We start from the raw sequence: 23,955 nt of genomic DNA, 5'->3' as shown, positions 1-23,955 counted from the left end.
TCAGTCAGCCACGTAGTACATGCGCTTGTTGACGAATTCGTCCATGCCGTAGGGGCCGAGCTCGCGGCCGAAGCCCGAGCGCTTGGTGCCGCCGAACGGGATCTCCGCGCCCTCACCGGCCGGGGTGTTGACGTTCGACATACCGACATCGAGGCGCTGAGCGAGCTTCGCGGCGCGCTCGGGATCTTTCGCGAACACGGCACCGCCGAGGCCGAAGCGCGAATCATTGGCCAGGGCCAGGGCTTCGTCATCGCTGGTGACCTTGTAGACGGTGGCCACAGGGCCGAAGAGCTCTTCGCGGTAGGCGTCCATCTCCGAGGTGACTCCGGTGAGCACGGCCGGCGAGACATAGGCCGAACCGTCGGTGGCGAGTTCGCCGCCGACGAGAGTCGCACCCTGCTCGACGGCGCGGTCGAGCTGCTTGCGCAGATTCTCGGCGGCCGAACGCGAGGACAGGGGCGAGTACTTGCCGTCGCCCGCCTCGGCGGGGGTGCCCTTCTCCCAGGACTGGGCACGCTCGGTCAGTCCGGACACGAAGTCGTCGTAGATGTCGTCCATGACGATCATCCGCTTGTTCGCGTTGCAGACCTGACCGGTGTTGTACAGGCGGGTGCCCCACGCGGTGTCGACGGCCTCGTTCATGTCATCGGTGTCGAGGACGATGTAGGGGTCGGAACCGCCGAGCTCGAGCACGGCCTTCTTCAGGTACTTGCCCGCGGTCGCGGCCACTGCGGATCCGGCACGCTCGGAACCGGTCAGGGACACGCCTTCGACGCGGTCGTCGGCGATGATCGTCTCGATCTGGTCGTGGGTGGCGTAGATGTTGTTGTACACGCCCTCGGGGATGCCGGCTTCCTTCATGATCTCGGCGATCTTCGCCGAGGAGCGGGGGCAGATCTCCGCGTGCTTGAGGATGATCGTGTTGCCGAGCACGAGGTTCGGTGCGGCGAAGCGAGCGACCTGGTAGTAGGGAAAGTTCCAGGGCATGATGCCCAGCAGCGTGCCGACTGGACGGCGCTGGATGAAGGCCTTGCCACCCGACATCGATTCGATCGGCTCATCGGCGGCGAACTTCGGTCCGTTGTCGGCGTAGTAGTTGAAGATCGCCTCGCAGAACTCGGCCTCTTCCTCTCCCTCGGCGGTGGGCTTGCCCATCTCCTCGGCGATGATCTTCGCGAGCTCTTCCTTGTGCTCGCCGAAGAGAGCGGCGACCTTGTTGACAATCGCGGCGCGTTCCTCGATCGTCTTCTCGCGCCAGCTCAGGTAGCCCTTGTGTGCGGATTCGAGGACCTGCTGGACCTCTTCGTCGGTGGCATTGTCGAACTTCTCGACGACTTCACCAGTGGCCGGGTTCTCGACACGGTAGCCGCCTGCAGCACTGCCTACGTTGCTCATTCCAGACTCCTTTGACTTGTGCGCGCCTGTTGGCGCCGCTGAAGCAATTGCATACCTGTTTGCCGCCCGAATCGACGGAATGCGTATGCCTGCCACCCACGCTATCAATACGTGACCCGCGCAACAAGTGCCGAAACCTGGGGGAATCCTCTGTCCCCGATCGCCCATGGTCCTCTCGCCGAGGCGGTGCGGATTCCGAATCGGTGACGACGAAATCCGAACCGCGCTCGCGAGGAGAGAACGCCGGCCTCGATCGGGGACCTCCCACCTCGGCGAGGGGTCCGCCCCGGTCCCAGTTCATCGAACCAGAGGACCGAAACGGTTCACCACGCGGGGGGGGAACTCACCGCCCCACGAGGTCGAGTCCGGCGCGCACGATGGAGTCCGTGTCGATCCCGTGCATCTCGTGGGCCTCCCCCACCGAGGAGGCCTGACCGAAGTCGGTGACGCCGAGGTTCCGTGTGCGGTCCCCGCGCACTCCAGAGAGGAACGCGAGAGTGTGCGGGTGCCCGTCGAGGACGGTGACCAGCGGTGCCGGCTGCTCTGCGGGGAAGAGTTCGTCGGCGATGGCCGAGCGGACACTCGAGCGGACCCGAGACCGATCCTGCACCGACCGGAACACCTTCGACGGTGAGCTGAGGCAGACGACTCCGGCCCGCACACCCAGGGATTCCAGTCGGGCCGCCGCCGCGATCACTTCGGTCATGATGGCCCCGGCGCCGACGAGGGTGACCTCGTCCTCGGCAGCCGGTCTGGCCGAAAGCCGGTAGCCGCCGGCGATGACCTGGTCACGGCGGCGTTCCCGCAGCAGCGGATCCTCGGGCACGCTCGCGAGCTCCTGGGCCACGGGCCTCGTCGTCAGTCGGAAGTAGGCGGAGTCGCCGTCCGGGTCGGCGAGTTCGCGCAGCGCTTCGAGCAGGGTCCACTCGAGGTCCTGGGCGAAGGCCGGCTCCCAGCTCGTCAGGCCCGGGATCTCCAGAGTCACCGAGGGTGTGTTGAACGACTGGTGCGCCCCACCTTCCGGCGCGAGCGACACACCCGAGGGAGTGCCGACCATGATCGAACGCCCACCCGCGTAGAGGCTGAAGGTCCACGGCTCCAGGGCCCGGTTGATGAAGGGATCGTAGATCGTGGCGATCGGCAGCAGCGGCTGTCCCCAGCGCTGCCCGGTGGACCCGAGCTCTCCGGCCAGGGAGACGAGATTGACCTCGGCGATGCCGAGTTCGATGTGCTGTCCGCTCGTGCCCTCCTGCCAGCGCAGCACCCGTTCCCGGTCATCGGAGAACCAGTCATGCCGGCCAGCCGGGGACCAGATCCCAGTCTTGTTGATCCATCCGCCGAGGTTCGTCGACGTCGCGACGTCCGGCGACAGGGTCACAACGCGCTGGGCCACCTCGGGGGCGACGTGCTTGAGGTCGGAGAGGAACCGCCCCAGCGCCGCCTGGGTGGAGATCTGCGGACGCGGGGTGAAGCCCAGTTCGGCGGGCACCTCGGCCACGGCATGGCCGGTCACCGGCTCTCGCCGCAGCCGCTGCGCGGTCTCGGCACAGAATCGGCCGGCCGGGGTGTCCGGAGCGAAGGCGACCCATGGGTCATCGAGGTCCATCCCCGAGGCGGCAGCGAGTTCGCGCATCTGCGCTTCGGTCAGCTGCGCGGCATGGTTGCCGGGATGGCCTTCCGTGGCCAGCCCCTTGCCCTTGATCGTGTAGGCGAAGACGACCGTCGGCCGGTCGTCGTCGATGGCGTCGAACGTCGACACGAGTTGGCCGAGGTCATGTCCGCCCAGGTCACGGATGAGGGAAGCGAGACCGTCCGCGTCGAAGCCGTCGATGACCGCGGACAGGGCGGCCGCCTCGGTGTCGGTGAGACCCGCGAGCAGCCGGTCGTGGATCTCGGACGGATGGGCGCGCAGCAGCCGCTGGTATTCGGGATTGGGCATCTGCACGAGCCGATTCTTGAGCGCCTCACCGCCGGGGGCCGCGAACACGGCTTCGAGTCGGCGCCCCCACGGACAGGTGAGCACCTGCCACCCGGCGGCATCGAACATGCCCTGCAGACGGCGGATCTGGACATCGGGAATGACCCTGTCGAGCGACTGCCGGTTGAGATCGACGATCCACACGATCTCACCGAGGCTGCGCACCTCCGGATCGATGATCGCCTCCCACACCGCCCCTTCGTCCATCTCTGCGTCGCCGAGCAGGGAGTAGAACCGGCCGGCTTCGGGGGTCTCGGGGAAGCGGTCGGAGACGTAGCGGTGGGACAGGGCCGCCCAGATGGGAGCGGTCGCGCCGATGCCCACGGATCCGGTGGAGAAGTCCACCGTGTCCGGGTCCTTCGTCCGCGACGGGTAGGGCTGGAGTCCCCCGCGGCTGCGCAGGGTGTCGAGGAATTCCTCGCCGAGGTCTCCGAGCAGATAGTTGATCGCATGGAGGACCGGCGAGGCATGGGGTTTGACCGAGACGCGGTCGATCGCGCGCAGTCGGGTGAACCACAGCGCCGTCATGATCCCGGTCATCGAGGCCGACGAGGACTGATGGCCGCCGACCTTGACCCCGTCCGGGTTGACTCGGCCGCGGTTGGCGCGGTCGATGATCGAGGTCGCCAGCCACAGCACCCGCTGGGCGATCTCGTCGAGGATCTCATCGTCTCCCGAGGTCGAAGCCCGCAGCGGACGGTCGTTCGTCCCGGGCGGGCTGACCTGCAAGGAGGTCTCGAATTGGTGGCGGTCCATGTCCTGTGCGCTCGGTTCCTGTGCGGTGCTCATCGTCAGAAGATCGAGGAGTAGGCGTTGAGTGCGAGCTGTCCGCCGAGGTGGGCGTAGAGGACGGTGGAATCCTGGTCGATCGTGCCGTCTCCGACGAGGTCGAGGAGCCCTGCCATCGACTTGCCCTCGTAGACGGGGTCGAGGATGACGCCTTCGAGTTGGGCGGTGGTGCGGATCGCGTTCACGGTCGTCTCGTCGGGGATGCCGTAGGCCGGGCCTTCCCAGCCGGTGCGGATATCGACGTCGTCGTCGGTGATCTCACGCCCGAGGCCGATGAGTTCGGCAGTGGTGTTCGCGATCCTCTTCACCTGATCGCGGGTCTTCTCGATCGTGGCCGATGCGTCGATGCCGATGACCTTGCGCTTCGGTCCGCCGTCGGCTTCGAGGGCGGCGAAGCCGGCGATCATTCCGGCATGCGTCGAACCGGTCACGGTGCACACGACGATGGTGTCGAAGAAGACGCCGAGCTCCTTCTCCTGTTGGGCGACCTCATACGCCCAGTTCGCAAAGCCCAGTCCGCCGAACTTGTGCTCGGAGGCGCCGGCCGGGATCGGGTAGGGCTTGCCGCCTGATTCTTCGACCTCGGCCAGGGCGTTCTCCCAGCTCGAGCGGATGCCGATGTCGAATCCGGCCGAGTCGAGGCGGACGTCGGCTCCCAAGATGCGCGAGAGCTCGATATTGCCGACCTTGTCGTTGACCGGGTCCTCCCAGTCGACCCAGCGTTCCTGCACGAGGCGCGCCTTCAGTCCCAGGTGGGCAGCGACCGCGGCGACCTGGCGGGTGTGGTTGGACTGGTAGCCGCCGATGGACACGAGCGTGTCCGCGCCCGAGGCGAGGACGTCGGGAACGATGTACTCGAGCTTGCGGGTCTTGTTGCCGCCGAAGGCGAGTCCTGAGTTGATGTCCTCCCGTTTGGCCCAGACACGGGCCCCGCCGAGGTGGTCGCTCAGTCGCGGGAGCTCGTGCACGGGGCTCGGCCCGAAGGTGAGTGGGTAGCGTTCGAACTCGGTGATGGCCATGATGTCCTCTGTTCTCAGAAGCGTTCGCTTCGGGGCGATCGCTCTCTCGCGCGATGTGTCCTGGATCGCATCCAGTGAGATGCAATATATTGCATTCTGCTGGTGGTTACAATGGGTCAGAGTTCGAGTCCCATCCCGCGGGACGAGACCACCAACTCAGAGACAAGGTGACCGAGCGTGCCGATCCCCACGGATTCCCCCGCCCCGCAGCGCAGCCTGCTGCGCGATGACGTCTATCGGTCGATCCGCGACGCCATCGTCCGCGGCCAGCTCGCCCCAGGGGAACAGCTGCGCGATCAGGAGCTCGGCGCCTGGCTCCAGGTGTCCAGAACGCCCGTGCGCGAGGCACTCCAACGGTTGGCGCAGGCCGGACTCGTCGTGGCGGAGCCGGGCCGGATGACGCGCGTGGCCCCAGAGGATCCGGAACTCATCCTCGCTGCCCGGCAGATCGCCGCCGAACTCCACGGTCTGGCGATCGACCTCGCCTTCCCCGCCCTCGACGAAGCGGCGCTGGCTGAGATGGAGCAGGCGAACGGCCGATTGAGCGCGGCCCTCGCGGCCGGCGATGCCGAGGCGGCGACTGCGGCCGATGACGACTTCCACGAGGTGGCCCTCACTCGATCCGGCAATCCCCTCATTCCCGATCACCTCGAGGTCGTCACCGCCACTCTGCGCCGAGCGGAGTTCCTGCACTTCGAATCGGTGGAGGGATCGGCCTCACCGGAGCAGCACACCGAGATCATCGCCGCCGTCCGTGCCGGTGAACATGCGCATACCGTCGCACTGACGAAGGTGAACTGGTCAACCATCGAAGGGGATTCGCCGCAGACGGCCTGAGTCGAACACCTTCCGACCGCGGATTCCGAATCGGCAACACCACTGCCTCCTCGACGACGCCACCGTCATAGCCAATTCATTTAGTCCTCTGATGACTTTTGCTAGAGTCCTCACCACGATCACCGACGATCAAAGGACTGACGATGTCATCAATGACGAAACGCATCACGACCACCCTGCTCGCGACCGCCGCGAGCGCTGCTCTTCTGACCGGTACAGCTGCGGCCCCAGGAATGGCCGCCACCGCACAGACCGCACCCGCGCATTCTGCCGCCGCTCACACCACCGGCAAGAAGGCATCGACGATACCGGCCGCCCCGTCGGCCGGCTGCGGCACCGAGCAGAAGCCCGGCAATGATGAGAAGACGATACCTACGGAAGACGGCGAGCGCAGCTACCGCATCAACATCCCGCGCGACTACGAGCTTGAGACTCCCCTGCCGCTCGTCCTCGGGTTCCACGGCAACGGGTCCGACGGTGCCGAATTCCAGAACTACACGGGACTGCCGACCCTGCCCGCGATCACCGTCTTCCCCGACGGCGACGAAAGCGACGGCAAACGTTCCTGGCAGGGTGCTCCTTACGCCAGCGGTGCCGATGACGTCGCGTTCGTCGCCGAGCTGCTCGATTCGATCGAGTCCGAGCACTGCATCGACCTCAATCGGGTCTATGCCACCGGCAAGTCGAACGGCGGCGGCATGGTCTCCGTCCTCGCCTGTCACCTGCGCGATCGCTTCTCCGCGTTCGCTCCCGTCGCCGGCGCCTACTATCCGCAGTCGACAGAGGGCTGCGACTACTCGACACCCACGCCGATGCTCGCGATCCACGGCACGGGTGACGCCACGATGCACTACGAGGGAGGTCACCGCCAAGGCGAGGACTACCCCGGTGTGCGCGAATGGATCCAGCCCTGGGCGGGGGCCTCCGGCTGCACGAAGTCCGCTGACCGCCAGGTCGGCCGCAAGGGCGAAGATGTCGTGCGCACCCGGTGGGCACAGTGCAGCGAAGGAAAAGAAGGCGGCCGCTCACCCGGCAAGCCCGGCGGATCTGCCGCCGTCGAGCTCTACTCCGTCGCCGACGGCGGCCACGTCTGGCCAGGTGAGGTCGTCTACAGCGGCGGCGGATATGTCACTGAGGATTTCTCGGCCACGGACACGATCTGGGACTTCTTCCTCAACCACCCGGGCGCCACCAAAGGCCCGACCCAGAAGTGACCGTTGACACGTCCACCCCAAAGTGATTAGATGACTTAAACACTTGAAGGAGAGCACCATGACGTCCACCGTCGGACTCGTCGAACGCCTCACTCGCGAAATCGTCGACACCATCCGCACCGATAACCTTCAGCCCGGTCAGACCCTGCCCTCGGCCAAGGTCCTCGCCACCCGCTTCGAGGTCACCGTACCCACCGTCCGGGAGGCTCTGCGCCGCCTCGAGGCCACGGGTTCGGTCGAGCTCAAGCACGGCTCGGGCACCTACGTCCGCGAAGCGATCAACCGCCGCATCCTCGACAATCCGCACTATGTGCCCGTCGACCTCGCCGCGGCCATCGAACTCCTCGACGCCCGCATCGCCATCGAGCCCGGCATCGCCGAGCTCGCGGCGACCGTGCAGGAAGCCGATGCCGTGGCCTCCATGGAATCCGCGCTCGACAATGCCCTCCAGGTCGAGACCGCGGTCCCGGCCGGTCACTTCCACGTCGAACTCGCTCGCGCTTCGGGCAACCGTGCGCTGCACGAGATGCTCGTGTCTCTGCTGGCCATCCACTCCCGCACCCAACAGGCGGCACGCACGAGCTACGACCGACTGCGCGATCACGACGAGCACGCGGACATCCTCGACGCGATCCGCCGCGGCGACGGATTCGAAGCCTCCCACCGCACTCGCAAGCACCTCGAAGCGATCAAGGCGGCCGTCCTCGCCGATTGGACCGACGAACCCGACTCCGCGCAAGGAACCCAGTAATGACCCGCCCCACGATCACGGAGATCCGCCCTCACATCCGCAGCTACGCCGAACTCACCTCTCTCGAGGTCGAGCTCGCGAAGGACCGGGCTAGCCTGCTCGTCCTTCCCGTCGGCGCCTGCGAACAGCACGGCGACGGACTTCCGCTGGGCACCGACAACATCCGTGCCGCCCATGTCGCCCGCGCCGTCGTCGACAGACTGTCTGTCCTCGATGAACGCGCCGGTGGAGATCAGAACAGTGCCTTCGTCCTGCCCGGCATCGACTACGGCGTCTCCCCGCACCACCGCTTCCTGCCCGGCACGATCAACATCGGCCCCCAGCTGTTCATCGACCTCGTCACCTCGATCGTGGGCCAGCTCGCCGATGCCGGATTCGACCGGCTCCTCGTCATCACCGGACACGGCGGCAACCTCTCAGCCCTCGGCGTGGTCCAGCAGGCCCTGCTCGCCACCCACCCCGACTTCGTCTTCGCCTACGCCCCGGTCTCCGGCTTGGCCACCGAGGCGACTGCCGCCCTTCCCCGTACCGAGGTCAGCGGCCACTGCGGAGAGTCCGAGACCTCGCAGATGCTCGCCATAGACGAATCCCTCGTCGATTCTGGCCATCTCAACCCCGGCGCCACCCGGCTCGACGATCTCGACCCGCGCGCCCGACTCTCGCGAACGAAATCACCGTCAACAGCGGTGACGTTCGATCGCTACGCCGACAACGGCGTCCTCGGCGATCCACGGACCGCCACGGCCGCGGCCGGGGAGGACATCCTCGGCGAGGTCGTCGACCGACTCGTCGCCTACTGTCAGGAGCTGCAGAGACTGTGACACCCGCTTCTCACTGACCGGCCGCCCGGCCGAGCACCCCACCACCGATCACCCGATTCCAGTGCCGTAATCACCGTGCCCTGGTGGACCCTGCCCGAAAACTCCGCCTGGACTCTCAGGAGCTCACAATGAAACCGACCCAGACCACCGATACCGTGCAGACCGACGAGCAGGAGAAGCTGCCGCTGGTCATCCGCGCCCTCAACGTCATCGAAGTCGTCGGCAACAAGCTGCCGAACCCCTTCTGGCTGTTCTGGATCCTCGCGGCGATCCTCGCCGTATTCAGCCTCGTCCTCTCCCTCGCCGGCGCGGGAGTCGAGGATCCCGGCACCGGGGACTGGACCCCGGTGAACAACCTCCTCAGCGGCGACGGCATCGCCATGGCCGTGAGCACCGCACTCGACGCCTATGAGACCTTCCCCCCGCTCATCACGATCATGGTCGTCATCATGGGCGTGGCCCTGGCCGAACGCACCGGTCTGCTGTCGACGGCGATGAAGGTCTCGATCGCCCGCGTCCCGGCCGGACTCATCGTCTTCACGGTCGCGTTCATGGGCACGGTCTCCCACGTCGCCTCGGCGGCGGCCTATGTCATCCTCGTGCCGCTCGGCGGGATGGTGTTCAAGGCCGTGGGCCGCTCCCCAGTCCTCGGCGTCATCGTCGCCTACACCTCGATCGCCTCCGGCTACGACGCCAGCCCGATCCCGACGCCGAACGACGCGATCTTCGCGGGCATCACGACCGCCGCAGCGAACATCATCGACCCCGACTACATCGTCACCCCGATCGGCAACTGGTACTTCAACATCGCCAGCTCCTTCCTCCTGGCCATCGTCATCACGATCGTCACCGAGCTCGTGCTCATGAAGCGCGACAACCTCGAAGCCGACGAGGATGCCGAGCACGAAGACCTCGTCATCACCGACACGGAGCGCAAGGCACTGCGCTACGCGATGTTCGCCGTCATCGCCGCGATCATCGCCATCGTCGTGCTCGTCGTCCCCGAAGGCGCACCTCTGCGCGGCGACGGACCTTTCGGAGAGTCCCCGTTCCTCACTGGAATCGCCTTCCTCATCGCTATGCTCTTCGGCATCGGAGGCATCGTCTACGGCTTCCGCGAAGGCACGATCGAGACCTGGTCCGATGTTCCGAAGCTCATGGGTCAGGGACTGGCGTCGATCTCCGGGGTCCTCGTCCTCTTCTTCGCCATCGCCCAGTTCCTCGAGTACTTCGAGTGGACGAACATCGGCATGCTCGTCTCGGTCTCCGTGTCCGAACTCTTCACCGGACTCGGCCTGCCGACGTGGGTGGTGTTCATCCTCGTCCTGCTCGTGCTCTCCGTCGTCAACGTGCTCATCACCTCCGGCTCGGCGATGTGGGCGATCATGGCCCCGGTCATCGTGCCGCTGCTCATGCTGCTCGAGGTGCCACCGGAGACCTCGCAGGCGATCTTCCGCATCGCCGATTCCGGCTCGACGGCGATCACCCCGATGAGCCCGTACTTCATCCTCGCGCTCGGCTTCATGCAGAAGTATCAGAAGAACGCCGGCATCGGCACCCTCGCCTCGCACACCCTGCCACTGGCCGTGTGCATGACGATCAGCTGGAGCCTGCTGTTCTTCCTGTGGTGGGGTCTGGGCATTCCGCTCGGTCCCGATGCCCCGGTGCGCTGAGGTGCGCTGAGGTGCGCTGAAGTGCGGTGACCGCGCCCGCTCCGGTATTCGCCGCAGCCGATGCCTGGTCAACGCCGGGTCGACGCCGGGTCGACGCCGCGCCGGGCAGGGCCGATTCCATGCTCACCAGGACGATGTGCGCGGCAAGGGTGACTGACTTCTGAAACGAGTTCTGAAAGCTGAGTTTTGAAAGTTTTGTTCACGGCTCTTCCCGGCCCGCTCCTCGTGACCGAGTCCGAACCTCCGGGCCCTTGGAAGCGGGCCCGACCCTCGATTCGAAGACCACGAATACAGCATCTGATCTGGAATGATGTCGCCACGCCCGATCTGGCAGGTAGGCTTTCCACGCGGTCATACGGCCGCCCGAACTCTCCCCCTTGAGAGCACCGGCAACAAAAGATGTTGACGCTCAAACTTCAGCCGCGATACTGTCGGGTAACACCCCGTAGTAACTTACGTCACACGCTGATGCCCACCGAGCCTTCGGTGGTCAAGGAGGATCAATGAAGTTCCGCAACCCCAGCCTCATCCGCAGGCTCGTCTCGTCTCATGCCGGTCGCATCGCCATGGTCGCGATTCCCACCGGCGTCGTCTCAGCCATGCTCATGGGCGGGGTAGCCCAGGGTGCGGTGCCGGTCTCGTTCGCCATCTCCGGCACTCAGTTCAAGATCTCCTCGACGGAGCTCGATGGAACCGGCTTCTCCCAGTACAGCGGAGTCGCCAAGGACGCAGAAGGCGCCGAGCACGCCGTCGTCACCGCAAACATCAAGAACGCGAGCCTGGAGAACCTCTGCCAGTCGGCCGTGCAGGAAACTCCCCTGGGCAAGGTCGGAATCCTCATCAAGGCTGGCGGCAAGGGCGAACCAGCCACGGCGAAGGACCTGCAGATCGGCATGACCGGACTCGAGGGCGATGCGTCGTTCAAGAACATCCGGATCGGCGTCGATGCCTCCGACGTCAACACGAAGGAAAAGGGCAGCAAGGGCGACTTCTCGCAGGACGCCGATACCGTCAACATCAAGGACCTCAAGCAGGATTCCTGGTCGACCACGGCCTCGGTCTTCACGCTCAAGGACATGTCGCTGAAGCTCACCGACGGATCTGAGCAGTGCGACTGATGAGGGACTCAGCAGCCAACGGGCAGCCGACCGATGAACGGGAGGCCGCCGATCAGGAGGCAACCGTGCAGAAGACGAGCCTGCTTGCGCTGTCCCGGCGGAGTCGACGCGCCGATGAGCAGAGCGACTCTTCCGAATCCGGCGTCGAGACGGCGGAGTTCGCCGTCCCGGCGCCGGAGGCCGAGGATGCCGACAGCAGCGAGGGAGCCGAGATGAGCGAACGCGCCGAGAAACGCCAGGGGTTCAAGCACTGGCGTCGGCAGCGCCCCTTCATCGGAGGAGTGCTTGCCGTCCTCGGAGGAATCGAGCTGTTCTTCTCCGGACAGTTGGACCTCGGCAACATGCAGATCCAGTTCGGCATCGAGGGACTGCAGGCGACGGTCCTGCCGATCGCCATCGTCGTCCTCGCTCTGCTGTCGATCTTCCGCCCCACGCATCACGTGTTCTACGGGATCATCGCCCTCGTCCTCGCAGTCTATTCACTCATCGGAGTGAACCTCGGCGGGTTCATCATCGGCATGCTGCTGTCCTCCATCGGCGCGATCCTCATCGTCGCCTGGATGGGACCGCGCGGGCCGAAGGAGTCCGAAGCCGCTGAGGGGGAGACTGCATGAGGGCACCCAGCCGCCGCACGGCCTCAATCCTGGCGGCAGCTGTCCTGATCCTCCCGACGACTCTCGGGGCGGGTTCGGTTGCAGCCGCCCAATCGTCACCGCTGTGCTCACTCGCGGGCACCTGCGATGACAAGGATTCCGCAAACACCCAGGACCCCGCACCTGCGGATGACCTGTCTCCCGGCATGCCGGTGAAGCCCAGTGATCCACCGACGTCCGACCCCTCGCTGCCCGCACCGGGCCCCACGGATGAACCGAGCGAGGAGCCGACGGAGGAGCCTTCCGAAGAACCCACGGACCCGGGAGGAGGCCTGGGACTCGATGAGCCCAGTGACGACCCGACCGAGGACGAGGACTCGGAGGAAGAAGGCAACGGAGAGTTCCCATCCGAAGCACAGATGGATGAGAACGCGCCGACCTTCACGGAGACTCCGGCTGCGATGGGATCCGAATCCCTGTCGTTCAAGGGCCTCAAGGGGATTTCGTTCGTCTCGGTGCCCACCGCTGACGGCGGGTCCATAGTGGTGCTGAAGATCCAGGCCGACGAGATCACGATCGAGGAATTCTCGCTGACGGTGAAGCCGCCCGAGGAGCACGAGGGATTGGTGACCACGGCCGACACGATGACGCTCAGTGGCAATGTCACTACTTACATCGGTTCGATCACAGCCCAGACGAAGGACGGGAAGTCGCTGACCATCGGGCCGGAGACCCCTCCGCCCATGGACGACGTCGAACCCGGACTTCTGCGAGTCACGATGGGGCTCGTCGGCTCCACCGCTGATTCGATCTCCTACTCCAACACCGATCAGAAGCTCAAGAAGGCCGAAGACTGACCTTGAGCTGAGGCGGAACCCCTCACCGAGGCGGCGCCGACCTTCGAAACAGAAAGGCCCGAAGGCCGCGGACTCAGTCCGCGGCCTTCTGCCGTTCCTGCTTCTTCCGGCGCAGATTATCGCGGACCTCGCGCAGCTTGTCGCGTTTGCGCTTCCGCCCCGCCTCGGCGGCCTTGATCTGCTCCTGGGTGGGTTCGTGGTCACCCATACCGACCTGGAGTTCCACAGGGGTGATCTCCTGCATCACACCGACGTCGATCCTCGTGCGCAGGCGCAGGATCTCGAGGCGCAGGATGCGGGCCAGGAAGTAGATGCCGAGCAGGTTCGGGAAGGCCATGAGGAAGAAGATCGCGTCGGAGAAGGCGATGACCGATTCCAGCGACATCGAGGCGCCGACGACGACGCCGAGGATCCAGAAGATCTGGTAGGCCTTGTCAGCGGCCTTCGAGTTCTTCGTCAGATAGCCCAGCGCCTGCTGTCCGTAGTAGCCGTAGGCGAGGATCGTCGAGAAGGCGAAGAGCACCACGGCGATGGTGAGCAGGATCGGGAACCAGCCGGATACGGTGGCGAACGCCTGCGCCGTCAGGCCGATGCCGTCCTCGGTGCTCTCGGAGTAGAGCCCGGTGGTGATGATCGCCAACGAGGTCAGGGTGCAGATGATGACGGAGTCGATGAGCGGCTCCCACATCGCCACGAAGCCTTCGGTGGCCGGCTTCGTCGTCTTCGAAGCGGCATGGGCCATGCCCGCCGAGCCGATTCCGGCGGCGTTGGAGAACAGCGCACGTTGGATGCCGACGATCGCCACGCCCACGGCACCTCCGGCGACGCCGCCGGGGCTGAAGGCACCGGTGAACATGAGCACGAAGGCATGCGGGATCTGCCCGGCATTGAGGATGAGGATGACGGCGATCGAAAGGAAATAGAGGATCGCCATGAGCGGAGTCAGCTTCGACGTCCACTGACCGATCTTCTTGATCCCGCCGAGGATGACCAGAGCGGTGAGTGCGGCGATGATCGCGCCGATGAGCCAGAGTTTGTCGGCGAAGAAGCTCGATTCGCTGCCGGTGGCCTGAACGATGATCGCGGCCGCCTGGTTCGCCTGGAACAGGTTGCCGGCACCGATGACGCCGAGTACGGCGGTGAGTGCATAGAAGCCGGCGAGGAATTTGCCGAGCTTGGGCCGTCCGATCTCGGCCAGTCCCGCACGCAGGTAGTACATGGGTCCGCCGGAGACGCTGCCGTCGGCATTGATCTGTCGGTATTTCACGCCGAGGGTCGCCTCGGCCATCTTCACGGTCATGGCGAAGAAGCCGAAGATGATGATCCACAGGGCGGCCCCGGGTCCACCGATCGTGATCGCCACGGCCACACCGGCGATATTGCCCAACCCGACAGTGCCGGAGAGCTCTGTGGCGAGCGCCTGGAAGCTCGAGACCTGACCCGGGTCGGTCTTGCGGGTGAAGCGGCCGCGGATGATGCCGATGGAGTATCGGATTCCGGTGATCGGCTGGAAGCGGAGGTAGACGGTGAGGAAGACGGCGGCGGCCATGAGCCACACGACGATGAGCGGAATGCCGAGCGAGCCGACTTGCAGCTCGAAGAAGACGATATTGCTGAAGGTCTGTGCCGCGGGTCCGAGGAAGGATTCGATGGCCTCGTCGACTCCGGCGGCGACGACATCCGTCTCGGTGGCGGAATGGGCGAGATGTTCAGTTATTGGAGTCATATCTGCGGGCGCGTAGTTGCTTTTCGTCCGGAGGGTTGGTCCGGGACCGGCACCCGTGATCAACGTAACAATCGCCACGCTGGTTTTCAGCGGTCGCTCAGATAAAGCCCCTTGTTCACATGCTTCTCACACGTTGAAGGGCGCAGCCTGCCTAGCGCCGGCTTTCGAGAAACTCGACGAAGGACCGAGCCAATCGCCGACCGTTGTCGACGAGTACGGAATCGTCAGCTTCCACCTCGGCGATGATCGAATCCTCGGTTTTGCCGGCTGGCAGGGCCAGGTCGTTGCCGTCCAGCCAACGCGAGATCTGCGTGACATCGGTTTCCGGGTGGAACTGAGTGCCCCACGCGAATTCGCCGAGGCGGAAGGCCTGCACCGGGGCATCGGAGCCGGTGATGAGGAGTTCGGCGTCGGTCGGCAGCGCCATCTCCTCCTGATGGAAGAGCACGGACGGCAGCCTCGTTCCAGCCAGCGACCCGAACACAGGGTCGGACTCCCCCTCCGAGGTGGCACTCAGTTCGTAGACCCCGATCTGCGGGTGCGCCCTCCGGGAGATCGCGGCATCGCCTGCGAGGGCGAGCATCTCCCCGCCGAGGCAGATGCTGAGGCTGGGGAACTCCCCGTCGATCGACCGACGAAGCAGATCCCTGACCTCGGGGAACCAGGGATTCTCTGCGTCATCGAGGGGCCCCGCGGACCCGCCGAGGACGATAAGCGCATCGAACGGGCTGTTGTCGTCGGTACCCGTCGCCTCGGCAACCGTCGCCTCGGCAACCGTCCCCTCGGACTCCGAACGATCGGCCGACCCCAGCGCCGGGATCAGGTCACCGAGGTACGGACGGGTCACCACCACCTCGGCGCCGGCTTCGACCAGCCATTCGCCGAACCGCTGCGTTCCGGTGCCACGTTCGTGTTCGATTGCGAGGATGCGCACGCGGCGCTGGGAATCACTGCTCACCCAACGGGCGGAATTCCATGAGTCGGAGAGCTGTCCTTGAACCTGACACCATGTCAGGTGGTGGACTGTCGATGACGACGAGGAGAGCACATGAAGATCGGTGAATTCGCGCAGCTGGGGCAAGTGTCGGTGCGCATGCTCCGCCACTATGAGTCGATGGATCTGCTGACACCGGATTCGGTCGACCCGTTCACCGGACACCGCAGCTACACAGTGGCGCAGCTGCCGCGGCTCAACAGAATCATGGCGCTCAACGCCCTAGGGATCCCGCTGCGGAAAATCGCCGAACTTCTTGATGCCGACCTCAGCACGACCGAGCTGACCGGCATGCTCAATCTGCGACGTCATCAACTACGAGCCGAACAGTCGGCAGCAGCCGCGAAGCTGGCCGAAGTCGAATTTCGGCTGGCACTCATCGAAGGGACAGACATGAGCCATCCAGACTGCATCATCAAGGAACTGCCTCCGGAGAGAGTCCTCGGACAGACGGTCGTTCTCGGCGAACCGCCGTTCGATACCTCCGAGATCGGACCTCTGTTCGGCAGCGTTGCCGACCGTCTGGCTGAGGCGGGCGTTCGACACTCGGCCGGTGTCGGCATCTACTCGGACGCCGGACACGGAACCGAGGTCACCTGCGGGTATCGCACGGAAGCAACCCAGGGGATTGCGGATCTGCAGGTCACAGAGCTGAAGTCGTGCACGGCGGCGCCTCTCATCCACGAGGGGTCGATGACCCGCATAGGCGCCAGCTGGCAGCACCTTTCCGAGTGGTGCATCAGTCAGGGATATTCCCTGACCGGCCCGTGCCGCGAGATCTATCTCGAAACGGGGGACAACGCCGCCTCCGACACCTCCGTCCAAGCGGGATGGATCGTCGAACTCCAGCAGCCGATCATCGTGTGACATCCTCGGCGCAGCCGAAGCAGACGGCAGAAGGCCCGCACCACGACGGTGACGTCGTTGGGTGCGGGCCCCAGCCGCGCCTCGGCGAAGGTGTGCCGGTCAGCGCGCCAGCGAAGTCGCCTCCGCACCACCGGTGACGGCCTTGCCGGCCACGACCTTCTTGCGCAGGGCGAGGAAGAACAGGACGAGGCTGACGGACAGGGCGATGTGCCCGAGGCCGGCGATTCCGGCGATCATGGCATTCGGCTCCTCGCCGAGGACGGTGAGGGAACCGTGCCAGACCATCATCGACGCGGTGAGGATCACGCCTGAGTTGTAGAGCCAGAAGAACCACGAGAACAGCTTCGTGCCGGAGAGTCCGAACACCTTGTCGAGCGCAAGGACGATGAGGAGGACGATGAAACCGAGCGTGAGCAGGTGAGTGTGCACGAGGCCGAGCTGTGTGAACTCACCGGACGGGAAGCCGTTGGCCTTGGTGAACTCGCGGTAGAACAGTCCTGAGAGGACGCCGATGATCATGTACGTGAAAGCTGCGTTGAATAACTTCTTCATGCTTCCACTTCATCAGCGCGCGGGCGCGGTTTCCTGACCCACAGGATTGAACTCCATCCCCAACTTTCGAATGATGTTCCATCACACAGGCGCCTGAGGCCCGGAAAATCGGTTCCGGAGCCGGCAATCCCGCTAGCCTGGTGGCATGGCCATGGAGAACCTGCTCACGAAGATCGACCGCCTCGCCGGCGGCAGGAAAGCCGGAATCGTCGTGCCCTCGGACGGCCTCGAACACCCGAAGACGAAACGCGCCTTCGCTTGGATCACCTGGCTGCTCGTGTTCGAACTCGTGCTCGGCTTCGGAGCCGTGGTCTACGCAGTGCTCATCGCCAGAGCCGGCGAGCCCGTGCCATTCGCCGTGTGGATGCGCACGATCGTCGTCCTCGGCATGACCGTGACACTCTTCTACTTCTTCTGGCGCGCAACGAAGGGCTTCTACTGGGGATACCAGCGTCTGCGCCTGTTCACGCAGATCTTCCCCGTCATCACCCTCGTCATGGCCGCGATCCCCGGCCTCTACCCGGTCTGGATGATCACCGAGCAGATCGTGTTCAGCCTGGTCATGATCGGCGTCGGCGACTTCCTGACCGGCGACCACCTGCGCGAGGTGTTCCGCAAGCCCGAGGACTGAGCGGCCGGTCGCCCATCTGTGCCCAAGGCCCGACCGGCCCTCAAATCAGGTTCGCCGAGGCGACCGCCGCCCCAGCCCTCATCCCGCCACGAGGCGGCGCGCCTCCTCCTGATGTGCGGCGATGAGCGCTTCCTTGTCGATTTCGTATCCGTCCGCGCCGATGGCGTGGCCGTCGACGACCCGCCACTGACCGCCGACCATCACCCGGTCGGCCTTCTCCGCACCGCAGAGGACGAGCGCGGGGATCGGGTCGTGCGATCCGGAGAATGCGAGGCCGTCGAGGCGGAACATCGCGAGGTCGGCCTGCTTTCCGACCTCGATGGTGCCGAGATCGTCGCGGCCGAGTGCCGCCGCCGATCCCTTGGTCGCCCAGTCGAGGGCGCGGTCGCAGGTGACCACCTCGGCGCCGTAGCGCAGACGTTGGATGTAGAGGGCCTGCCGGACCTCGCGGATGAGGTTCGAGGCGTCATTCGACGCGGATCCGTCGACGCCGAGTCCGACGTTGACACCGGCGTCCTCGAGTTCGACGGCGCGGGCGATGCCCGAGGCCAGCCGCATGTTCGAGGTCGGGCAGTGGGCGACGGAGACCCCGGCGGCGCCGAGGCGGCCGATCTCCGAATCGTCGAAGTGCACACCGTGCGCCAACCAGGTCCGCTCCCCCAGCCAGCCGACGGACTCGAGATAGTCGACGGTGCGCAGGCCGAAGGTCTCACGGCAGAAGTCCTCTTCGTCGATGGTCTCGGCCAGGTGGGTGTGGAGACGGACATCGAGTTCCGCGGCGAGCGCGGCGGACTCGCGCATGAGCTCGGTGGTCACGGAGAACGGGGAGCACGGGGCGAAGCCGATCTGGATCTGAGCGCCGGGCCCTCGCTGATGGTAGGTCTCGACGAGGCGACGGGAATCGTCGAGGATGACTGCCGAGTCCTGGACGGTCTGCTGCGGGGGCAGTCCGCCGTCGTCCTCGCCCAGGGACATCGACCCGTGGGTGAGCATGGCGCGCATGCCGAGTCTCCGGACGACGTCGACCTGGATGTCGATGGCCTCGTCCATGCCGGTGGGGAACAGATAGTGGTGGTCGGCGGCGGTCGTGCATCCGGATTCGAGGAGTTCGGCCATCGCCACGGTCGTGGCGAGTTCGAGCGCCCGCGGGGTCAGCCTGGCCCAGACCGGGTAGAGGTTCTGCAGCCACCCGAACAGGGGCAGGTCGGCGACGGGCGCCCATGCACGGGTCAGCGTCTGGTAGAAGTGATGATGCGTATTGATCAGCCCGGGCGTGATGACATGCGCTGAGGCGTCGATGACTTCGAGATTCTCCCCGGAGGCCGCGGTCCCTTCGGCTCCGCAGGAGGTGGGTTCACCACCGGCCGGGACGAGTTCGACGATGGTCCCTGTTGTCCGATCGATGACGATTCCCCGCGCCGCCCGGTTCGGATCGACACCGACACCGAGGTGGACTGCCAGCGGATCGCGCAGCCACAGTCGCGCTGTCGATGAGTTCGCGGACGCCGGAGGGTCCCCCGGCCGCGGGGAGTTCCCTGACAGTTGGGAGTTCCTCGATGCGCGGTCTCCCGTAGTCAGGGAGCTTCCCGGTGCCGAGAAGCTCCCTGGAGCCGAGAAACTTCCTGCTGACGGTGTGCCGGTTTTGTTGATGTCGGTCATCGTGTCGCCTTTCCTCTTGAACCGTGCGCGACGAGCGCGCACTATTGGTCAGTGGCGACAGAACTGGGGCCGACGCCACCAGCTCAGGTTTTCCGGCGTCTGCTGCTCCGCCGGTCGGTATCCCATCCGGGATCCCCGACTGTACCCACTGGTCGGCGAGACGGTACGATGATGCACAACCATCGAACTGAGCGAACGATCAGTAGATTGTCGAGGGATGGGTACACGACTGCCGTGAACTCTAACATGTGCGGCGGGTCACTAAAATGGCTTGCGGCGCAAATGGTATTCCTTTAGAGTTTTGCGATAAGGAAATTTCCTTTCGCATAACGGAATTATGCAACCGATCCCTCGGTCGATCTGATGCCCGCTCGCACGCTACACCGGCCACTGAGGTCGGTCAGTCACCGTGAGGTCTTCGCCCGAGGACGCACTCAATGGAGAGATAGATGTCGGTATCCCATCAGTCACCCAGCAACGACCGCAAGTCCGCGGCCGCGAGCAAGCCGGCCCGTCCGGAGGACGAACGGCTTTCCGTCGGCAGCTCGTTCGCCTACGGTCTGCAACACGTACTCACCATGTACGGCGGAATCATCGCCGTTCCCCTCATCATCGGCAATGCCGCCGGTCTCGACGGCAACGGCATCAGCCTCCTCATCGCCTCCTGTCTGTTCGTCGGTGGTCTCGCAACGATTCTGCAGTCGGTCGGTGTGCCGTTCTTCGGCTCGCAGCTGCCGCTGGTCCAGGGCGTCTCGTTCGCCGGTGTCGCCACAATGACGTCCATTCTGGCCGGCGGCGACGGTCTGCCTGCGGTCTTCGGATCGGTGCTGGTCGCCTCGGTGATCGGTCTGATCGTCGCTCCGGGGTTCGCACTCATCGTGAAGTTCTTCCCGCCGGTGGTCACCGGAACGGTCATCACCACGATCGGTCTGTCACTCATGCCCGTGGCCGCAGGCTGGGCCATGGGCGGGGACGCCGAGGCCGCCGACTATGGCAGCGCGCGCAATATCCTCATCGCCGTGGTCACCCTGGCGATCGTGCTCATCCTCAGCCGGATTCCCGTCGCGATGATCTCCCAGCTGTCGATTCTGCTGGCCATCATCATCGGCACCATCGGCTGCCTCATCTTCGGCTGGGCCGATTTCTCCCATGTACTCGATCGCGGCATCTTCGCGTTCCCCGAGCCGTTCGCCTTCGGTATGCCGACATTCTCGGCCGCGGCGATCATCTCGATGTTCATCGTCATCATCGTCACCTTCGCCGAGACGACTGCGGACATCATCGCCGTCGGAGAGATCGTCGATACGAAGGTCGACTCCAAGCGCATCGCTTCGGGTCTGCGCGCTGACATGCTGTCCTCGGCGGTCTCGCCGATCTTCAACTCCTTCACGCAGTCGGCTTTTGCGCAGAACGTCGGTCTGGTCGCTATCACGGGAGTGAAGTCGCGCTTCGTCGTCACTGCCGGCGGTGCGATCCTCGTGGTGCTCGGTCTGCTGCCGGTGATGGGCGGGTTGATTGCCGCAGTGCCGACTCCGGTTCTCGGCGGCGCGGGCATCGTCCTGTTCGGCACGGTCGCCGCGTCGGGCATCCGCACGCTGTCGAAGGTCGAGTACGAGGGTAACCTCAATATGATCATCGTGGCGGTCTCGCTGGCTTTCGGCATCATCCCGGTCGTCGAGCCCGACTTCTACAACGCCTTCCCGGATTGGGTCGGCATCATCCTGCACTCGGGCATCTCCTCGGCCACTCTCATGGCCGTGCTGCTCAACCTCATCTTCAACCACATCGGTGTGAAGACGAAGGATCGCTCCGACCGATCGGTCTTCGTGGCCGGCACCGGACGGGTCATCCGCAAGGAAGAGCTGCAGCGCCTCATCGACAACGAAGCCATCCTCTATGAAGGCGATACCGTCAAGGACGGCAAGATCGTCGATTGCAACGGTGAAGAAGTTCCCGTCGTCACCGAGGAGCAGCATGAGAAGGTCGTCGACGCCGCCCAGAAGGGTGAGGTGCGCACCCAGGAAGACGTCCGCCGCCTCATCGCCGAGGACGGGACCTAAAACCGGATACGCCAATTAGGCTCGGTTACACCGCTTGGGCCCCGGCCGCCGCCTGCGGAGGCGCGCGTCCGGGGCCTCGTGTGTTTCAGAGTTGCCGTCAGGTCGGGCCGGGTCGTCAGGTCGGACCCGCTGTCAGATCGAGCCCGCGTTCAGAACGGGGGCGCCGTCAGATCGGGCCCAGTGTCAGATCAGGCCCGCCGTCAGAACGGGGGCGGGTCTCCGGAGTCCCAATAGTCGTTCCACGGCGGCTTCCGGCTGTCCGTCGGGGCACACTGGTCCCCTCGTTCGGGACTGGGTGATGGATCTGCGACCTCACGATGACCAGCCGGGTTCAGCTGCCCGTCACTCTCGGGCCGGCACGAGTCATCGACCGCAAAGCAGCCGAAAGCGTCGTCGGAAGTCACTTCAACGTCGTCGGAGCTCCGCTCAACGTCGTCGGCGATCCGCTCGCCAAGCAGATTCGGCAGTTGGGCATAGTTCTCCACCTGCCGAGCGTGCTCGGAGTTGATCGGATTGTCCGGCGGATACATTCGTGCGACAACCCCACGGGTGAAGGAATACTCCACCGTCCCGTCCTCGGTCATTCGGATCGAGAACTTGCGGTCGGTCTTTGCCTGGTGGTCGGGTTTGCACAGTGGGTGGAGATTCTCGAACGTCGTCTGACCGCCCCGGGCCGGATCTGCGTGGTCGAAGGGGATGATGTGGTCAACTTCCGAGGTCTCTGCCCGTCGGTTGCACCCCGGAGCAGTGCAGGACTGCCATTTTCCGGTCAAGGGCGCACGCACGTCTGCTGGAATGTAGTAGCTGCGTGAACGAGCATCGATCGGTGTCCCGGTAGCGGGATCAGTGAGTATCCGGTGCCAAGTGGGGCACTCACCCGCGAGGGCCCGAGCTGCATCCGGCGGCACCGGAGTGCCGTCTGAGAACGTTCCCGGCAGCTCCGACTTTCCCACCGCAGTGAGATACGGAACCGTCACCATCATCTTCGCCTGTTCTCGCACCCACTGTCCGTGGGTGGGCATGACGAGCTTGATGGTGGTCTTCACGTCGAGGCCGGTGCCGGCGGCCGCTTCGGCTTCACGCTGCGCAGCCTGCGCGGTGCGATCGACCTCGGCCGCAGTGATCGGAACTGTCGGGTCGTCTGCAGCTTCGAGGGCGATTTCCTTGGTTGTCGTCTCACCGGTCGACGTGTCGTGCGTCGTCACGGCAATGGCCATCTGAGGTGTTGCCCGCGTGGCGATATCAAACATGAGGGCGGCGATGCTGTTCTGATCGGCAACCTCGAAGCCAGCGGTGTTCTCGTCGGTGAGCGCCGAGATGTTGCCGTTGCGGATCGCTCGTGCAAAAGCCTCGATGCGCAGGTAGAAGGCGTTGAGTTCCACGGCGGGTCCGGACAGAGTCACCGAGGCGGTGCCATCGGGATAGGTCATGATGTCGACCCGGCGGCGCTTGGCTGCCAGTTCGGCCCGGTCATCGACGGGCACGAGCGCCGCAATCTTGAGATTGAGCGACTTCCTGAAGGTCTCGAGCGTGATATCAGCACGGCGGTCACCCAGGTAGGAATCGAGGCGAGGCAGGTACTCGAAGGCGACGTCTTTGATGGCCCGGGTCGCGGCAAGCACATGTTCGAGCGTGAACTCACCGGCGAGGCAGCGCTGCAGGAACTTCGGCAGTCCGAATGACAGCGTGACGGCGTTCGCGATCTCGCTGTAGGCGCCGTCGCTCGTCGAGCCGAGGACCGTGGTCAGTTCGGCGATCTCTTCACGCGTGGCAAGGTCATGGACCCAGCTGTTGAAGGACTTGTGCAGCCCGAACTTGGGGAAATTCGGAAGCGATCTCACCGTCGGAGCCGGCGACTGCTCAGCGGCGCTATCCGCGGCGCCGGAGTCCGCACTTGCATCAGCACTGGTGTCATCGTCGGCGCCGCCATCGGTGCTCGTGTCAGCAGCACCGCCAGTTTCGGCAACATCATTGCCGTCTTCGTCGGCAACAACCTCAGCTGATGCCGAAGGGACAGCTGCGGCATCGGCGTCGTCTGTTTCGGCTCCCGCTTCAGCGGAATCGTCAGCGATTGGGTCGGCGTCGTCAGATTCATCGAGGGCGCTGTCATCGAAAACGAAGCCAGTGCACTCCCAGGGATCCACGAAATCGTCCTTTTCGGGGAGCAGGCCGTCGCGTGCCGTGAGGAAACGATTGGCCGTCTGGGTGAACGTGGCGTGGTAGTAGATCTTGTCACCCGCGGCGTAGCGGAGCTTCTCGATCGCATCGGACAGAAACAGACCGGCGACGGCCTGGAACTCGGCGAGACGAACGCCCGTGCTCAAGTGAGCCAGGCTGACGACAACGGCCATAGGCGAATCAGGATCGACGTCGAGACGACGGGGCGAGTCGGGGCCGATCAGAGACACCTGCGGCGTGGAA

19 protein-coding genes are annotated in these 23,955 nt (G+C 65.0%); 11 read left to right on the top strand and 8 right to left on the bottom strand.

Annotation, left to right across the window (positions count from 1 at the left end; genetic code table 11):
- From GUY30_RS00400 to GUY30_RS00390, 3 genes are all read right to left on the bottom strand, one after another.
- Entirely contained in the window at window positions 1-1,395 is a 1,395-nt protein-coding gene (locus GUY30_RS00400) for an NAD-dependent succinate-semialdehyde dehydrogenase (RefSeq protein ID WP_167193142.1), read from the bottom strand.
- A gap of 343 nt (window positions 1,396-1,738) precedes the next feature.
- Entirely contained in the window at window positions 1,739-4,162 is a 2,424-nt protein-coding gene (locus tag GUY30_RS00395) for a thiamine pyrophosphate-binding protein (protein WP_228281553.1), read from the bottom strand.
- 2 nt (window positions 4,163-4,164) lie between these two features.
- A complete protein-coding gene (locus GUY30_RS00390; RefSeq protein WP_167193140.1) occupies window positions 4,165-5,181 on the bottom strand; it encodes a 1-aminocyclopropane-1-carboxylate deaminase in 1,017 nt (338 codons plus the stop codon).
- A gap of 177 nt (window positions 5,182-5,358) precedes the next feature.
- Between GUY30_RS00390 and GUY30_RS00385 the strand changes: the two genes are divergently transcribed.
- From GUY30_RS00385 to GUY30_RS00350, 8 genes are all read left to right on the top strand, one after another.
- On the top strand, window positions 5,359-6,018 hold the full coding sequence (locus tag GUY30_RS00385) for a GntR family transcriptional regulator (RefSeq protein WP_167193138.1): 660 nt from the start codon (window positions 5,359-5,361) through the stop codon (window positions 6,016-6,018).
- A 152-nt stretch (window positions 6,019-6,170) separates the two neighbouring features.
- Window positions 6,171-7,232 (top strand): CE1 family esterase, encoded by a 1,062-nt coding sequence (locus tag GUY30_RS00380; RefSeq protein ID WP_167193137.1) that lies wholly within the window; start codon window positions 6,171-6,173, stop codon window positions 7,230-7,232.
- Between the two features lie 58 nt (window positions 7,233-7,290).
- Window positions 7,291-7,983, top strand: a complete 693-nt coding sequence (locus tag GUY30_RS00375; protein WP_167193135.1) for a FadR/GntR family transcriptional regulator — start codon at window positions 7,291-7,293, stop codon at window positions 7,981-7,983.
- Window positions 7,983-8,804 (top strand): creatininase family protein, encoded by an 822-nt coding sequence (locus GUY30_RS00370; RefSeq protein ID WP_167193133.1) that lies wholly within the window; start codon window positions 7,983-7,985, stop codon window positions 8,802-8,804. The genes GUY30_RS00375 and GUY30_RS00370 overlap by 1 nt, the downstream gene beginning before the upstream one ends.
- Window positions 8,805-8,932: 128 nt before the next feature.
- On the top strand, window positions 8,933-10,477 hold the full coding sequence (locus tag GUY30_RS00365) for an AbgT family transporter (RefSeq protein ID WP_167193131.1): 1,545 nt from the start codon (window positions 8,933-8,935) through the stop codon (window positions 10,475-10,477).
- 503 nt (window positions 10,478-10,980) lie between these two features.
- Window positions 10,981-11,595 (top strand): DUF6230 family protein, encoded by a 615-nt coding sequence (locus GUY30_RS00360; RefSeq protein ID WP_039211616.1) that lies wholly within the window; start codon window positions 10,981-10,983, stop codon window positions 11,593-11,595.
- Window positions 11,595-12,209, top strand: coding sequence for a DUF6114 domain-containing protein (locus GUY30_RS17720; protein ID WP_208091455.1), 615 nt, complete (start codon window positions 11,595-11,597; stop codon window positions 12,207-12,209). The genes GUY30_RS00360 and GUY30_RS17720 overlap by 1 nt, the downstream gene beginning before the upstream one ends.
- Window positions 12,206-13,045 (top strand): hypothetical protein, encoded by an 840-nt coding sequence (locus tag GUY30_RS00350; RefSeq protein WP_167193129.1) that lies wholly within the window; start codon window positions 12,206-12,208, stop codon window positions 13,043-13,045. The genes GUY30_RS17720 and GUY30_RS00350 overlap by 4 nt, the downstream gene beginning before the upstream one ends.
- Before the next feature lie 73 nt (window positions 13,046-13,118).
- On the opposite strand, the gene GUY30_RS00345 is transcribed toward GUY30_RS00350, so the two are convergent.
- Together GUY30_RS00345 and GUY30_RS00340 are read right to left on the bottom strand one after the other, a co-directional pair.
- Window positions 13,119-14,771, bottom strand: coding sequence for an alanine/glycine:cation symporter family protein (locus GUY30_RS00345; RefSeq protein ID WP_167193127.1), 1,653 nt, complete (start codon window positions 14,769-14,771; stop codon window positions 13,119-13,121).
- 151 nt (window positions 14,772-14,922) lie between these two features.
- Window positions 14,923-15,729, bottom strand: coding sequence for a type 1 glutamine amidotransferase (locus GUY30_RS00340; RefSeq protein ID WP_228281551.1), 807 nt, complete (start codon window positions 15,727-15,729; stop codon window positions 14,923-14,925).
- Window positions 15,730-15,819: 90 nt separating this feature from the next.
- Here GUY30_RS00340 and GUY30_RS00335 point away from each other — a divergent pair, with 90 nt between their 5' ends.
- Window positions 15,820-16,632 (top strand): MerR family transcriptional regulator, encoded by an 813-nt coding sequence (locus GUY30_RS00335; protein ID WP_167193125.1) that lies wholly within the window; start codon window positions 15,820-15,822, stop codon window positions 16,630-16,632.
- Between the two features lie 99 nt (window positions 16,633-16,731).
- Here the strand turns inward: GUY30_RS00335 and GUY30_RS00330 are convergent, their stop codons facing one another.
- The gene (locus tag GUY30_RS00330; RefSeq protein WP_167193123.1) at window positions 16,732-17,184 is read right to left on the bottom strand and encodes a DUF2871 domain-containing protein; all 453 of its coding nucleotides are present in this window, start codon (window positions 17,182-17,184) and stop codon (window positions 16,732-16,734) included.
- Window positions 17,185-17,329: 145 nt separating this feature from the next.
- On the opposite strand from GUY30_RS00330, the gene GUY30_RS00325 reads away from it, so the two are divergent.
- On the top strand, window positions 17,330-17,815 hold the full coding sequence (locus GUY30_RS00325) for a hypothetical protein (protein ID WP_167193121.1): 486 nt from the start codon (window positions 17,330-17,332) through the stop codon (window positions 17,813-17,815).
- Between the two features lie 78 nt (window positions 17,816-17,893).
- Here GUY30_RS00325 and GUY30_RS00320 read toward each other — a convergent pair whose 3' ends face one another.
- Entirely contained in the window at window positions 17,894-19,474 is a 1,581-nt protein-coding gene (locus GUY30_RS00320; protein WP_167193119.1) for an 8-oxoguanine deaminase, read from the bottom strand.
- Between the two features lie 449 nt (window positions 19,475-19,923).
- Between GUY30_RS00320 and GUY30_RS00315 the strand changes: the two genes are divergently transcribed.
- Window positions 19,924-21,534: a nucleobase:cation symporter-2 family protein gene (locus GUY30_RS00315; protein WP_167193117.1), complete on the top strand. Its 1,611-nt coding sequence runs from the start codon at window positions 19,924-19,926 to the stop codon at window positions 21,532-21,534.
- A gap of 200 nt (window positions 21,535-21,734) precedes the next feature.
- Here the strand turns inward: GUY30_RS00315 and GUY30_RS00310 are convergent, their stop codons facing one another.
- Window positions 21,735-23,858: an HNH endonuclease signature motif containing protein gene (locus tag GUY30_RS00310; RefSeq protein WP_167193115.1), complete on the bottom strand. Its 2,124-nt coding sequence runs from the start codon at window positions 23,856-23,858 to the stop codon at window positions 21,735-21,737.
- Between the last annotated feature and the right edge of the window lie 97 nt (window positions 23,859-23,955).

Source organism: Brevibacterium pigmentatum (assembly GCF_011617465.1).
Taxonomy (GTDB): domain Bacteria; phylum Actinomycetota; class Actinomycetes; order Actinomycetales; family Brevibacteriaceae; genus Brevibacterium; species Brevibacterium pigmentatum.
Note: the sequence above shows the minus strand (reverse complement) of the source record. Positions and strands in the feature narration are given on the sequence as shown.